The sequence below is a fragment of the Anaeropeptidivorans aminofermentans genome (assembly GCF_940670685.1).
In the GTDB taxonomy this organism is placed as follows: domain Bacteria; phylum Bacillota; class Clostridia; order Lachnospirales; family UBA5962; genus Anaeropeptidivorans; species Anaeropeptidivorans aminofermentans.
Genome location: NZ_OW711693.1, coordinates 2,647,473 through 2,661,232, shown reverse-complemented (window position 1 = coordinate 2,661,232; position 13,760 = coordinate 2,647,473). Strand labels below are relative to the sequence as shown.

At 38.5% G+C, this 13,760-nt stretch carries 14 protein-coding genes and 1 pseudogene; 1 reads left to right on the top strand and 14 read right to left on the bottom strand.

Translation table 11 applies throughout. The features are described 5' to 3' along the window. Positions 1-39: 39 nt before the first annotated feature. From NBX03_RS11195 to NBX03_RS11165, 7 genes are all read right to left on the bottom strand, one after another. Positions 40-426 carry a VOC family protein gene (locus NBX03_RS11195; protein WP_250227861.1) on the bottom strand — a complete coding sequence of 129 codons (387 nt, stop codon included), beginning with the start codon at positions 424-426 and terminating at the stop codon, positions 40-42. 138 nt (positions 427-564) lie between these two features. Then, a complete protein-coding gene (locus tag NBX03_RS11190; protein ID WP_250227860.1) occupies positions 565-1,011 on the bottom strand; it encodes a VOC family protein in 447 nt (148 codons plus the stop codon). A gap of 55 nt (positions 1,012-1,066) precedes the next feature. Next, positions 1,067-1,324, bottom strand: a complete 258-nt coding sequence (locus NBX03_RS11185) for an SRPBCC family protein (protein ID WP_250227859.1) — start codon at positions 1,322-1,324, stop codon at positions 1,067-1,069. A gap of 27 nt (positions 1,325-1,351) precedes the next feature. Next, positions 1,352-1,813 carry an SRPBCC family protein gene (locus tag NBX03_RS11180; protein WP_250227858.1) on the bottom strand — a complete coding sequence of 154 codons (462 nt, stop codon included), beginning with the start codon at positions 1,811-1,813 and terminating at the stop codon, positions 1,352-1,354. A 118-nt stretch (positions 1,814-1,931) separates the two neighbouring features. Then, the gene (locus NBX03_RS11175; protein WP_250227857.1) at positions 1,932-2,351 is read right to left on the bottom strand and encodes a YolD-like family protein; all 420 of its coding nucleotides are present in this window, start codon (positions 2,349-2,351) and stop codon (positions 1,932-1,934) included. Beyond that, entirely contained in the window at positions 2,348-3,871 is a 1,524-nt protein-coding gene (locus tag NBX03_RS11170) for a Y-family DNA polymerase (RefSeq protein ID WP_250227856.1), read from the bottom strand. Before NBX03_RS11170 ends, NBX03_RS11175 begins: the two co-directional genes overlap by 4 nt. A 576-nt stretch (positions 3,872-4,447) precedes the next feature. After that, positions 4,448-5,011 carry a TetR/AcrR family transcriptional regulator gene (locus NBX03_RS11165; protein WP_250227855.1) on the bottom strand — a complete coding sequence of 188 codons (564 nt, stop codon included), beginning with the start codon at positions 5,009-5,011 and terminating at the stop codon, positions 4,448-4,450. 180 nt (positions 5,012-5,191) lie between these two features. On the opposite strand from NBX03_RS11165, the pseudogene NBX03_RS16200 reads away from it, so the two are divergent. Further along, a pseudogene (locus tag NBX03_RS16200) lies at positions 5,192-7,062 on the top strand (heavy metal translocating P-type ATPase). Positions 7,063-7,434: 372 nt separating this feature from the next. On the opposite strand, the gene NBX03_RS11155 reads toward NBX03_RS16200, so the two are convergent. The 7 genes from NBX03_RS11155 to NBX03_RS11125 all read right to left on the bottom strand — a co-directional run bounded on the left by NBX03_RS11155 (position 7,435) and on the right by NBX03_RS11125 (position 13,651). Beyond that, a complete protein-coding gene (locus tag NBX03_RS11155; RefSeq protein WP_250227854.1) occupies positions 7,435-8,142 on the bottom strand; it encodes a nitroreductase family protein in 708 nt (235 codons plus the stop codon). A gap of 46 nt (positions 8,143-8,188) precedes the next feature. Further along, positions 8,189-8,983: a nitroreductase family protein gene (locus NBX03_RS11150; RefSeq protein WP_250227853.1), complete on the bottom strand. Its 795-nt coding sequence runs from the start codon at positions 8,981-8,983 to the stop codon at positions 8,189-8,191. A gap of 124 nt (positions 8,984-9,107) precedes the next feature. Further along, positions 9,108-9,446: an ArsR/SmtB family transcription factor gene (locus NBX03_RS11145; RefSeq protein ID WP_250227852.1), complete on the bottom strand. Its 339-nt coding sequence runs from the start codon at positions 9,444-9,446 to the stop codon at positions 9,108-9,110. 629 nt (positions 9,447-10,075) lie between these two features. Continuing rightward, a complete protein-coding gene (locus NBX03_RS11140; protein WP_250227851.1) occupies positions 10,076-10,954 on the bottom strand; it encodes an alpha/beta fold hydrolase in 879 nt (292 codons plus the stop codon). Positions 10,955-11,164: 210 nt separating this feature from the next. After that, positions 11,165-11,440, bottom strand: a complete 276-nt coding sequence (locus NBX03_RS11135; RefSeq protein WP_250227850.1) for a TIGR04076 family protein — start codon at positions 11,438-11,440, stop codon at positions 11,165-11,167. Positions 11,441-11,916: 476 nt separating this feature from the next. Then, positions 11,917-12,675 carry a class I SAM-dependent methyltransferase gene (locus NBX03_RS11130; protein ID WP_250227849.1) on the bottom strand — a complete coding sequence of 253 codons (759 nt, stop codon included), beginning with the start codon at positions 12,673-12,675 and terminating at the stop codon, positions 11,917-11,919. A gap of 88 nt (positions 12,676-12,763) precedes the next feature. After that, on the bottom strand, positions 12,764-13,651 hold the full coding sequence (locus NBX03_RS11125) for an AraC family transcriptional regulator (RefSeq protein WP_250227848.1): 888 nt from the start codon (positions 13,649-13,651) through the stop codon (positions 12,764-12,766). Positions 13,652-13,760 lie beyond the last annotated feature (109 nt).

Sequence of the window (13,760 nt, the reverse complement as noted above, 5' to 3'; positions counted from 1 at the left end):
TGATTCGCTGGATGTGCTGTTATGACTACAATTAGATTGCTATACGTAAAAATATGCAATCTCCCACAGGTGCCCGTCTGGGTCTTTGAAATAACCGTTATACCCCCAGTCATGTTCTTGCGGCTCGCTCGGTAAACTTCCGCCTGATGTCACAGCCTTTTGCAATATTTCATCAACTTCCTGTCTGCTGTCAGCTCGGTAGCTTAGACTGATACTTGAATATCTGTAAGACGAGTCGGTCTGCCCTGCTGTCTTATTAAATTCAGTACGCAAAAAGAGTACCAGTGTCAATTCTCCTTGTAACTCGAACAGAATATGGTCGCCGCTATGTATTGCTTGTCCCAAGCCCAGGCCATTTTGATAAAAAATAAGTGATCTATCCAAATCATCGACAGCCAGCATGATAATATAAATATTGGGTTTCATTTTTATTTATCCGTTTCATTTATCCATTTTTATTTTAATTCCGGTTGTCTTAATATTTTAAAAGTCAACGCTAAATTAAAAATTTATTAACCTAAAAACCTTTGGTTATAAAACTAATAGCTGCCCATGAGAAAATCCCTATTTGTCTGCGCTCTCATGCTGCTCTACATAAAATTGATAACGCTCTTCATAAGAGACTTCTCGAATAATTTGGTTAATCGTCCAAGTGTAACCAAAAGGGTCGATAATTTCTGCATATTTTGTACCCATAAACTCGGATACCTCCTGCCCAATCGAAGCACCATTTTCTATGGCTCTTTTCAGCACCGCTTCCGTATCATCCACAATCATCTGAAGCCAGATGGAGTCTACCTCATCTTTTTTGGGAGGATAACAGTTATAAGAGGCATTCTCATCAATCAGCCGCAATTCAACGTTTCCAACTGTAATATTAACCTCATTTACACCCTCTTTATCGGGGAAATGAAATACATCGCCTCGTTTGGCATCAAATACGTTCTCATAAAATTCCATTGCCTCCATCGCATTTGCTACAACAATGTTCAATGTTAATTTGTTATCCATGTTTTTGCGCTCCTTTTCGTAATAGCATAGAAACATTATGAATTAGATTTGTATTTTATTGTATTTTCTGATCGGGAAAACGATCTGATACAAGATTTAAAATAATATTATGCTCAAGAAATGCCTTTAATCCAGAGAGGACTAACGCAAATCCTTCTGTGCCGCCAATCACTTGGTCTACAATCTCATCTCCATTCCTCTTAAACCCAGGTAATAGAAGGGTTGATAAATGCTTCATATACTTCGGCAACTGTTTACGGATAAGCATTTCAGCTTTTACAACTGGGTTATGAGTTAATTGATAAGTTTCCATATAAATAAAATCTCCTTTTCTTGTTTTCTATTTTGTAATACTTTTCAACCTATCCTCCAGCTGAGCAAGAACCAGCGGCCATGTCTGCTCATGCTTGTCCCTTGATTCTTTATCTAAAAACCCCGCATGATCTAATCGTAATACTGTTCCGCTTTCAACTTTTTTAAATTCCACAGTTACAACCGTTTCAGCCCCTTTGGTTCCGTCGGCATCCGTCAGCCATGTAAGTTCAACCAGTTGGTCAGGCACAAGCCGAAGAAAACGGCCATAGTGAGGATGACGCTTCCCTTCAAAGGCTGTTTCAAAGTAAAAAACGGCGTTGACTTCCCCCTTCATCAGAACTGAACCTGGTTCTGCAAACCATAGGTCAAACTGTTCAGTCCAAGCACGATACAATACATTAGAGGGAAATGGCATTGCTCTATCTGCAGAAAGACTAAATGGCCGTAATGATAAATCAGGTGTACAAATTGGCATCACTTGTTTCATAGGCTAATCCTCCTTATATTAAATGTCTATTATGATAATAACATATTATACAATCGGCTGTTAAAACTTCCCGACAAATTCAAATTTATCGTTATTCACTCCTATCGCACGAAAGGAGCTACATGCTTTCGAATATCTGCCCCTCTATGCCAGTTATATCATCGATAGGGATTGCTGTTCTATCCGTCATGACAATAACTCGGTTATATTCATCTATCTTTTTAACCGTACCGGCAGCAGCAACATAGGCCCCGCCGTCTTTTTTTTCGTCCGGCTGAAAATAGGTAATTACGATTTCAGGCTGCTCTTTAAGCCGGTTGGCTATAATCTGTAGCTTATTCCTTAAAGCGTCTTTCATATATTCGTCCAGTTCTACTTTCTCATCAGTCAGTCTTGCGGTTTCGTTGATAGCGGCGGCATGGCCGGTTAATGCGGCAAAAGGAGAGAACTGAGCTGCCCTATCAGTGGTTGCCATGTGAGGGTGTTTCCTAGAGACATGGCGCGGCAAATGGATGATATCATCGTATTCTTTCGTCATTCTTTATGCCCTCCAATTTGTTTGTTTCGAGCTAACGTAGTAGCACCTTCTTCAAGATTCATACCCTTTAGAACGGCATTTTTGCCATATTTCTTCTTTATCGCAAGTATTGTTCTCTGCACCTTTTTTTCTCGTTCAAGCGCGGCTTCTTCTTCCTCTTTTTTAGCCTGTGCATCCGTATAATTTGTGAAGAGGTCAATTTGTTCAAAGTCGCTCTTCTTTTGAACGGTTCTCTCATCAACAACATGATTCGCTGTGATATTAACTCTTCTGACCAGAAGATTTTTATCAACGATGCGTTCAAACAGCTCTGTGACAGCCTCCATAATCAACTTGGTGGAGGAAGTCTGTCTGCCAAGGTTTGCCGTACCATGGGCAGATTTCGGAACGGAACGTCCATAGCGGTCGATTGTAATTGGTCCACTGTATAATTTTTTTATCTTCGGGTTTGTCAGATTTTCAATATCATATCCCACGGTCAAAACAAGCTGGCCAGTAACAAGCCTTTTATCCACCAAATCCAGCACCAGCAGATCAGTCATTTCCCGCACAATCAGTTTCGCTTTGTCAAAGGGATAGGCATATTGCAGTACCTGACCCGATCCGATACTATTTGTGCTGGGCTTATATGCCTTAATATCGGCAATTGTACATGGTTCCCATCCCCACGCATGGTCTATCAATAACTCTGCATTGACGCCGAACAACTTGTACAGCAAATCCTCGTTGTAGTGATCTGTGGGCTTACCAAGGGAGCACCTTGCAATATCTCCCATGGTAAAGAGACCCTTTTCCTCCAGCTTCCGTGCATATCCTTTGCCAATGCGCCAAAAGTCTGTTAGAGGCCGGTGTGACCACATCAAGCGGCGGTAGCTCATTTCATCCAATTCAGCAATCTGCACGCCGTTTTCGTCCACCGGGATACGCTTTGCCTGAATATCCATAGCAACCTTACAAAGGTACAGGTTTGTGCCGATTCCTGCTGATGCCGTGATGCCGGTTGTTTTGAGGACATCAAGAATCATTTTTGTGGCAAGTTCACGGGCTGAAAGATTGTAGGTTCTCAGATAGTCGGTAGCATCAATGAATACTTCGTCGATGGAATATACATGGATATCTTCGGGTGCGATATATTTTAAATAGATATTGTAAATCTGGGTGCTGAACTCTATATAATGTGCCATTCTCGGCGGTGCGATAATATAGTCCAGCGAGAGACTCGGTAATGATTTTAACTCGGTATCACAGAAAGAAGATCCGGAAAAGGCTCGCCCTGGTGCTTTTCTTAGCCGTGCCGCATTTACTTCCTTAACCTTCTGCACAACCTCAAATAGCCTTGCTCTGCCGGGAATACCATATGCTTTGAGGGTAGGGGAGACTGCGAGACAAATGGTCTTTTCGGTACGGCTTGCATCAGCGACAACAAGGTTAGTATTCATCGGATCAAGCCCTCGCTCTATGCATTCGACCGAAGCATAAAATGATTTTAAGTCGATTGCGAAATAAATTCTATTTTTCATATTTATTCTCCGGTCACCTCCTTAATAATTTATCTGTTTAAGATTATATCTCAATCATAATATGCCCAACTACAGTTTCAAAATCTTCACATTCGTATGTTTTATTTATAAAAGATGTACTAATTATACCATGATAACTCTTATTTTTTGATGTCTAATTTTGGAAAGTTAAAAGGGGTTAAGGCTAAAATTCTCAGTATGCTGAGGTTAGCCTTAGCGATTTTTAAGCAGGAGCAGAAATCCCCGCTCCCGCTTAATTCTTCATACTGTATCACTCTTTGGTATTGTATTTCTTATCAGAGGTCTTTCAGTATAATAAAAGGGGAAATAGAAAAACCCCCTCACTACTAATCCGGTTTCGTGAGGGGATTGGACTAAATTATTTTCAATTTTACATAAGTTTTTTCAATCGAACCAGTATCCGTTTTTTGTATCGTGTATGGATTGCTATGCGGGGAGACCGGTTTCCGCTGCCAGTTAAGCTCGCTTTTAATTTGACAAAAAGGATAAAAATCAGCTTCTGTTACTCCTTAATAAATGGGGTAAGATACTGATATTTCCCTAATTATCAACAGCTTATATAATCGGTAGTATCACTGACGTAAAGTATTCAGCAACTTCCTCCGGAGATTGTTTCATATCGTTTTTCAGCCACCAACGCACAATATTGACGAAGCTGCCCGAAATATGGTCGATGAGGAATTCCTCCGGTACAAGGGCATTTTTTCGAAGGCACCCGCCAAGGATGTGCAGTGTTACCAGTTCATTAAAGTATTGATGAAAATAGCGCTGGAACAGCTCACCGCTTTCGCAGGTCAAAAGGACGAGCATAGTCCTTCCATGTTCACGCAGATGGTAAAGAATATGAGTAACAATTGCCTTTGGGTCATCGGATGCCCTAGAGAAATCATGGGTCAGTTCTGCTTCCGGTGCTTCAGAGAAAACATGTTCAAACATCTCGGTGCACATTTCCCGCAAAAGGTCGTCTTTTGTTGGGAAATGGGAGTAAAAGGTCGTCCTCCCCACATCGGCCCCGTCGATGATTCTTTGCACCGTGATTTGTGAATAGCTGCTATGCATCAGTAGTTCACTGAATGCATCAAAAATTGCCTCTCTCGTTTTTCGCTGTCTTCTGTCCATATGCGTATCCTTTCGGAACATTTTTATAGATTTGTTCGGTAGCGCACATTCCGCAAAAACCGCTTCTTGTGCCAGTCGTGCGCTCTTGGTATATTAAATACCGAATAATATATTCGGTTATGAATTTACTATACCGAAAGTTAGCCAAATAATCAAGTAGCAGTATTGGAGGGATAGAATATGCTCAAAAAAATAAGCGACTTGTTCGCAGGATTGAAATGGACCATTGTTTCCGGCGTGTTTTTGGTATTCAGCCTGGTTTTGCTGCTGACTGGAAAAGAGCTTTTGATTGACCCGGCATGGGTTACGGTTATACTGTCCGGATACCCGCTGCTTTACCTTGCAATCACCCGATTAATCTATGAGAAATGGATATCCTCTGCTTTGTTGATATCCATTGCAATGATTGCCTCTATCGCCATCGGAGAGTTTTTTGCTGCCGGTGAGGTTGCCTTTATTATGGCGGTGGGTGCCATATTGGAAGATAAAACGGTGGAAACAGCTAAAAAAGGGTTAAAACAATTGATTAATCTCGTTCCTGTGCAGGGCAGAAGGCTCAGACCGGATATAACAGGAATCAATGAAGAAATGGTATCCGTAGAGCAGGTCCAGAGGGATGATATTCTGCGGGTACTGCCCGGAGAAACTATCCCGGTGGATGGCGAAATAATTGCAGGGAATACCTCTGTCGATCAATCTATCATGACTGGTGAATCGCTGCCGATAGATAAAGGTGAGGGAGACAGCGTGTTTAGCGGGACAATGAACCACTTTGGCTCGATTGACATCATTGCCACCAAGGTTGGCGAAGACTCCTCTCTGCAAAAGCTGATTCGCCTGGTGGAGGAAGCAGAAAACAGTAAGGCTCCCATGCAGCGGATTGCGGACAAATGGGCTACATGGCTGTTCCTATCGCTTTGGCTATTGCTGTGATTACTTTTATTATCACAGGAGAATTGATTAGGGCCGTAACCATATTGGTTGTGTTCTGCCCCTGTGCGTTGGCCTTAGCTACTCCCACTTCTGTCATGGCTGCAATCGGCCAGGCTACCAAGCATGGGGTTATTATCAAATCTGGTGAAGCCTTGGAGAACATGGGAAAAGTCGATTGCATCGCCTTTGACAAAACCGGAACGCTGACATATGGGAAGCTTGTGGTTGCAGATGTTCTGCCTTTGGCTGAAAGCGTTGATAGGGAGCAGCTTCTGGCTTTGGCGGCGTCTGGGGAAGCCTATTCGGAGCATCCTTTGGCAAAGGCGGTTGTAGATTATGCCAAAGAGCAGGGGATCTTAATTCAATCAGCAAAGGATTTTCAAATGATACCGGGAAAGGGAATCCGAGTAACTATAAACAGGCAAGTGCTGCTGTGCGGAAACCCAGAGCACATGAAAGAGAATGGCATACATATAAATGAACGGGTTGCTGATACTTTAGCTCACTTTCAGTCACAGGGAAAGGCGATAATCCTTGTTGCCAGAGCTCAGTCTTTAGTGGGAGCAATCACCCTTTCAGACACTCTGCGTGATACCGCAAAAGACATGGTGAAAAAACTGCATGATATGAACACCGATATTGTCTTATTGACAGGTGACAATGCACAGATGACCAAATACTTTGCGGACAAGGTTGGCATTAACTTAGTGAAAGCAGAACTGCTTCCGGCAGACAAGGTGAGTAGAATTAAAGAGCTTAAAGACCAGGGGCGTAAGGTCTGTATGATTGGTGACGGAGTAAATGATGCACCCTCGCTTAAAATAGCCAATGTAGGTGTGGCAATGGGCAGCATGGGAAGCGATATTGCTGTTGAAGCGGCAGATATTGCTTTGATAGGTGACGATATTGCAAAAATTCCATACTTGAAGAAGCTGTCCGATTCTACGGTCCGTACCATAAAGTTCAATATTGTTCTATCCATGGTAATTAACTTTATAGCTATTCTGCTATCAGTAGCCGGTGTACTCACCCCGGTCAGCGGCGCTTTAGTCCATAACGCCGGATCGGTACTTGTTGTATTAAACGCGGCGCGTTTGTATGATAGGAAGTATCAATAGCTTAGTTTCCAAAGCCTTAAAGATATACATATACACAGCATCTGAAACGTCACTAAAACCGAATTCATCCACAGCATAAAACTTGGAATCGTGAAATTATGAGCGATATTTACAGATATACTTTCGATTAAGTATATCTGTCTCCCTTACGCTTTTATTTTCTTCCTTTTTTGATATCTAATTTAGTAAAGATAAAGGCTGCGAAGATTAAAATCCCCAGCGTACTGGGTATTTTAATCTTCGCAGCCTTTCAACAGAAACCGATATTTTCGTTCCTTTTTATTATTTTTCTTTTTAATAGAAATTTGTTCTTCGAGTTTAGGAGCTGAATATCAAAATCTCAGGGGCATTTTTCTTAGAGGCCGTTCTTATTTATTTTAAATGAAAAATACCGCCATTTCCAAATTCAAACTTTCCTTTTGCTTCTATCTCGAAATGCTTCTTTGCAATACCTAAATCAATCAGATCCATTGAGTAGTCATCCGCGATTTGAGCGCTTAAGATATTGTTCTCATACTTAAACATTACTTTTTGTGTGTTTTTAGCACTTGGAGCAAACAGTACAGCTTTCATTCCGTTTTGCACCCATTGAGGCAAAGGCTGATCGCTTATGATTCGTTCTTCCATACCCTTTATTTTTCTATGTATAGCTGAGCGTACCATTTTTTCTGTTAGGGAAGGAGCCGCCACTTTACCTACGACTACAACACAAGCCAATTCCTCGCTGCTATCAATAGTTAATTCATCCTTGTCAAAGGTGCCTCCAACCCAACATGTTCCAAGACCTAAATCAGTTATAGCAAGAACTAAATCTTCTCCGTAATATCCAATCTTTTCTTTCAAATCTTTATCGTCTTTCTTGCCTTTCATCAATATAAGAGAACGTACATTGGTAAATAACCCATAGCTTTTTCTTAATTTCTGAAAGGCACCGCTTCCGTCCTCTATGAATGCCATTGTTAAACCAGATGTATCATTTAATCGGTTAATAAGCGAAATAATATTTTCTTTTTCCCAATCTGCAATCGGTTCCTTTTCAAACTTTCTCCGTGAAACTCTATTTTCTATTGCACTGCGCATAAAATTACCTCCAATTATTCTTATATAGCTGCCTTTATAGTTGCTTTTATCTCCACTCAATTTCAGCTTTTTTTCTGGGAACCGTCCGCATATATTTAACATCGGGATATCCCATTGCAAGACAGGTTACCACGTTTTCTTTTTTGGTAAGGCCAAGTTCTTTTCTAATCCTTTTGCTTCGCTTTGCGGCCACTGCAAAAAAGCCCACATATAGCGTACCAAGCCCCATCGACTCAGCCATTAATTCCATACTCATGGATGCAAGTGAGGCGTCCACATCATCATCCGAAATAATAAAGAGAGCTGTTGGCGCGCCATGGAAAAAGAAGCCCGGTTCTAATTTATATCCGCTTACATCATAAGGGAGCTTAATAAATTTGCTTACAATTTCCAACAGGCGTTTCAACTTCTTGAATGTTTTCAGTGCCTCATCTTCAAATATAGGAATGCTTTTTTGTGCAACAATATATCTTATCCTTTGCTTATTGCTCCCAGTAGGGGTAAAGCGCCCTGCTTCTATGATTTTTTTGATTACTTCCTTTTCTATTTGCGTATCTTTATAGTGCCTTACCGACCGTCTGAACTGTATTGTGTTGAGAAGAATATCTTCATCAATACCGAAGGTGTTTTTATCATATGTTTTTACTTCATTCATGTCATGTCCGCTCATAATAAAAGCATCTTTTGGACAGATAGCAACGCAGTGGCCGCATTCAAGGCATTTTTCAGCCAGCATTGCGGCTTTCCCGTTTTGCAGCACAAGCACATGATGAGGACAGTCTTTACAACATAGCCCACAGCCAATGCATTTTTCTATATCAATTTTTACAGTACTATTCATTACGCACACCTCAATATTCTTATTCACATGATTGATTTCACCACTATGTGAATTTTTTTCTTTTTCTATAGACGGATATGGAAATTTGCAGTTAATGTTATCCGCTGATAAATATATTTTGATTTTACTGATAAAATTCTTTCATCAAATGTTCAATATCCATAACTAACTTTTTCAGTATATTTAATTTTTCGGAAACATTGATATAATAAAAGTTTTTAGTCCCTTCCTCTCTCATTTTTACAATTCCGACATCCTTCAATATTTTCAATTGATGTGATATGGCGGGGCGGGAGAGGTGTGTTTTTGCTGTGATTTCACCAACACGCATTCCGCTTTTGCAATCGGATTCCATTAAAACCAGAAGTATTACCTGACGTGTTTCATCACCGATGGCTGTTAAAATTGATTGTGCATTTTTAAAATCTTCTTGTATCATTTCTATTTGTTCTTTTTTATCCATAATTAACTCCTTATTCCTCGTTCTTTAGTTCGCACTGATAAACTATTAAACATATAATACCTTTAAAAAAGAAAGAATACAACATTGAGAAAGCAAAACGAGACGAACTTTTTTCTTCTGCTTAAAAAAACAGTCCATATATTCTGATACGTCGTCAGGCCCTCTTTTTCTATTATGATTTTATTTCAAATCTTTTTACAAAAAAATGATTTCGGCAACATTTTGGGCTGTATTTAAAAACTCAGCTTCTGCATCAGTTTTTTCACTGAAAAAGGGGCTAAAATCGTGCATTTTACGCTCCGATTTCAGCCCCTTTTTTATATCCAAATCATGACATATTATAGTCAAAGCCTGCTTTTTGCTTTCGAAAATATAACACAGCATCAGAATTACGCTCTCACATGCCTTATGGGTATAATTTTGATGACCATTGGACTGGGTCCTCCTTTGGTGTTATTGAATTATTTCAGGTTTCCGATTTCTGTAGTAGCTCCTCTAAGTAGAATAAAAAATATAAATAACATCGAAAATATTACCAATGATTTCATACAATCATTAACTGCTAAAATTACCGCTCCTTTTGAATTGTATACTGATAAAGAATGACAGCCAGATTATGGCAGGTTCATTTATTTATCATGTTTGCTGATGAATTCCTTTGCTACTTTGCCTGCTGTAAGCGGAAGCTGCATCCACACATACGCATGGATGGAATTTTCTATATGCTCAATTTCATATGTATCCAAGAGACTGGCGAATGCAGATAGGATACTTCTGATTTTCTCATCTTTCCATTCTTCTTCGCTTGGAAGAAATAGAATAGGGCACTTTACCTTTTTATAATACTGCTCAAACTTCACATCCCAATAATTCTCAACATATTCCGTTCTAACATAGTTTAAATAGCAATATGTAAAATTACCGTTTTGTATCTGTTGCAGATTGTGTTCAAAGAAGGCTGAGAAATATTCATTCCATAATCCTTGTTGTGATAAACTCTTTCGTTTTTCCTCGATATACTCTTCTTTTGTTTTAAATACAGGGTCTTCCCTTTCAGCTAGTTCAGTCCGCATGATTTCTTTTTTATGCTGAATTTCATTTTCCGTTCCATTAAATAACCCGTATTCTCCAAACTCATTATATAAGGCGCCTTCACATATGAAAGATAGGACAAGCTCTGGGTGTGATGCCGCTAAACTAAGTCCAATCTCTGCTCCCATGGAGCTACCTACAATATGGCAGCGCGCTACATTTAGTTTCTTTAATAATAAATATATATCATTTGCCATATTGTCTATATGATATCCCGTTAAGGGTTTATCGGATTTGCCATGCCCTCTAAAATCAGGAGCAATAATACTGTATTTATTTTCAAATTGCGGTAAAATACCTTCCCACATATTTAAATTTCCGCCGCTAAAGTGGAGAAATAAAACAACTGATTTATCATTTAATGTATATCGTACATTAAGCCCTATATCGTCTATCTGAATTATTTCCTCTATCATTTTTTTTGCCACCTATCCTATAAAAATATAAATTTATTATCTAAAACAATTTTTACTGATTTTAAAATTGTCTGATGGCCTTTATCTGTCCTATTAACTTTTCTTAATTTTTTGACAAAAGTACACAAACTTCCACATGCATTATTGCTGTAATTCTGATGACCATAGACTTCATTTTTATAAAATAGATATACTAATATAAGCTATTTATTATTTGTTTTTATAAATTGAATTTTGATCATCTATCAATTCACCGTGAATGATTACCCGCCCTCCGTCTGGACATTTTACATCAAATATCGAAGCCTTACCATTACCATAATCTAAAATTGCCCCGTTCTGTAAAGCATAGACCGAAGGATAAGCACAATTCCACAATTCATGACACAAAGGTGGGCATAAATCCTCTATAATAAAACAATCACCTTTTTTATGATAACCGCTCCGGCATTTGCTTTCAACAACCGTTATTTTAATCCTTGACATTTGCTTCTCCTTTTCAAGTTTAGACTTACTTGTTTATATATCAGGCCCACATATTAATATTTTTACATTAGGTAGGTCTGCAAACATTATTTTTCTGTCTTCTTAACTATCCGAAACTTTTTCCTATCTCTAAAATTTACTATATTATCTGTATTTTTTCTATTTTAAAAGGCAAAAAAGCGACTTTATTTAGCCCATTTTTTGCCTCAGAATTGTCCCAGAACCACAACATATTGTATAAAATACTATTTTTTATTCCTTTGACCACAATAGTCATCATTACTATACTCTCAACGTGCCTTGTATGTGCACAATTCCGATGGCCGTCAGGTATAGTACCCCCTTGGTGTCAGAATATATTTTATAAACTGTTCCACTCTTTTATCTTTACTATAAAAATAACTTTCTATATTTTTTATTTTACCATAGAAAGCTATTTTTGTTCAGGGTTTTTCAGGATTCTGAGAATCTTATTTTTATTTAATAGGCACAGCCTCAAAAGTAATGACATCTTTAACATTTGATGGATACTGCCCAAATTTATAATCTGAAGAAATTACGATATCTTTAAACCCCGTGCTTTCAAGTATCAATTTAAACTCTTCCAGTCCATACCATCGTAACGGAAAGCGCTCTAATTCGGTTTGAATAAGCACTCCCTCGCGCCATTTTTCATACCTGTTATGAGAAACAGTATATTGATTTATATAGTCAACTTCCACGATTTTGCTTTCTAAAGTAATGATGTCACCATTAGAACAGCTCCATGTTCTTGTGGAAACCGTATCTACAGAAAAATCTGTCTGTATGAATATATCAACAATTAATCGTCCTCCGGTACATAAATGTTTATGAAAATTCTGCAATGCCCTTATTGAATCCGCTCTTTGGTGCAGCAGAAGAAACGTTCCCGTTGGAACTATAATTGCCTCATATTCTGTATTCTGTATAAAAGACTCCATCTTTGCTTCAAAAAGCTTAGGATTCAGCCCCCTTTTTCTGCAATTGTCATGGCATATATTCAGCATGTCTTTTGAACTGTCAAATCCATCTACTGTAAGCCCACTTTCTAAAAGCGGAACCAGCACACGGCCTGTTCCCGTTGCAGGCTCAAGAATATGCCCCCTGCATGAGCTTAGTCTATCAATGTAAAATTCTACATCTCCATAAGAATGCCCTATGGGTTTATCTATATCATATACCTCTGAAGACAATCTGCCATAATAATTTAACATAGTTTATCTTCCCTTCATTCTTTGATTTATTCCCAATATATTAAAATCTGCTTATAATTACAAAATAAGATTGCACATGAATATCAATTTATTTTACTTTTCTAACAGGAATATAAATATCCATAACAGTATCCTTTCTATGATGACAGCGTTCATCATAGAATTCAAAATCAATTTTACTTTCATCGTAAATATACCCACTGTCTTTAAACCAATCTTCAAAAATATATCTCCATGTACTTGCAATAATCTTTGCAAATGCCGTCTGTTCTTCATCATTTGAAGTATCTACAGGAGTCGTAGTAAAAACTGCATACTCGGCCTCTGGAACCTCTGCTGTCAGCATATCTTCCTCTGCCTTTGAGAAGTCATCAACAATTACACCTAAAAGATATATTACATTTCCATCTTCAGATAATGGAACACACAATCCAACCTCACCATGTTTAGCCGGATTTAAAATTCTGTACATTTTGCTTTCTAAATTTTCACCTTTATAATTGCTCCAGTAGGATGCAATATCTTTTGTATATGTAATTCCGGTAATATTGGTTTTAATTCCATAACCGGCAACTTTAAATGCAGGTCTTTTTACAATAACAGGATTCATAATATAACCTCCAATTTCAAATGTTGTTTTTGTATCAGCATATCGAGCCATCCGTATGATATACTGTGTGGGACTATAACCATAAGCTTTACGAAAAGCCTTAGCAAATCCACTGGGGGTTTCAAATCCATAATCAAAAGCAATATCAATAATTTTTCTGCCATTGAATAATTCTAGTGCTGCTAAAGACAACCTGCGTCCTCGTATGTATTCCATGACAGATACACCCTTACATAGATTAAAAACTCTGCAAAAATGGTACAGGGAATATCCAGATTGATTGGCAATTTCTTTAACAGTAATATCTTCTTTGATATGGTCTTCAATGAATTTAATACATTTTTCAATTTCTTTCCTATAATTCAATACCCGCCATCTGCCCCTTTCTTACATAGATAGCTTTATTATAACAACAACTTGTAAAAAAAGCTGTTCCCGTTTTGCTAACTATGAATACCCAATAAAATTATAACTA

What these genes read in the sequence shown, in the direction of transcription:
- NBX03_RS11130 (WP_250227849.1), bottom strand. Translation starts at nt 12,675, where the DNA reads ATGTTAAATTATTATGGCAGATTGTCTTCAGAGGTATATGATATAGAT.
- NBX03_RS11135 (WP_250227850.1), bottom strand. Translation starts at nt 11,440, where the DNA reads ATGTCAAGGATTAAAATAACGGTTGTTGAAAGCAAATGCCGGAGCGGT.
- NBX03_RS11155 (WP_250227854.1), bottom strand. Translation starts at nt 8,142, where the DNA reads ATGCGCAGTGCAATAGAAAATAGAGTTTCACGGAGAAAGTTTGAAAAG.
- NBX03_RS11150 (WP_250227853.1), bottom strand. Translation starts at nt 8,983, where the DNA reads ATGAATAGTACTGTAAAAATTGATATAGAAAAATGCATTGGCTGTGGG.
- NBX03_RS11185 (WP_250227859.1), bottom strand. Translation starts at nt 1,324, where the DNA reads ATGGAAACTTATCAATTAACTCATAACCCAGTTGTAAAAGCTGAAATG.
- NBX03_RS11180 (WP_250227858.1), bottom strand. Translation starts at nt 1,813, where the DNA reads ATGAAACAAGTGATGCCAATTTGTACACCTGATTTATCATTACGGCCA.
- NBX03_RS11145 (WP_250227852.1), bottom strand. Translation starts at nt 9,446, where the DNA reads ATGGATAAAAAAGAACAAATAGAAATGATACAAGAAGATTTTAAAAAT.
- NBX03_RS11190 (WP_250227860.1), bottom strand. Translation starts at nt 1,011, where the DNA reads ATGGATAACAAATTAACATTGAACATTGTTGTAGCAAATGCGATGGAG.
- NBX03_RS11165 (WP_250227855.1), bottom strand. Translation starts at nt 5,011, where the DNA reads ATGGACAGAAGACAGCGAAAAACGAGAGAGGCAATTTTTGATGCATTC.
- NBX03_RS11175 (WP_250227857.1), bottom strand. Translation starts at nt 2,351, where the DNA reads ATGACGAAAGAATACGATGATATCATCCATTTGCCGCGCCATGTCTCT.
- NBX03_RS11140 (WP_250227851.1), bottom strand. Translation starts at nt 10,954, where the DNA reads ATGATAGAGGAAATAATTCAGATAGACGATATAGGGCTTAATGTACGA.
- NBX03_RS11195 (WP_250227861.1), bottom strand. Translation starts at nt 426, where the DNA reads ATGAAACCCAATATTTATATTATCATGCTGGCTGTCGATGATTTGGAT.
- NBX03_RS11170 (WP_250227856.1), bottom strand. Translation starts at nt 3,871, where the DNA reads ATGAAAAATAGAATTTATTTCGCAATCGACTTAAAATCATTTTATGCT.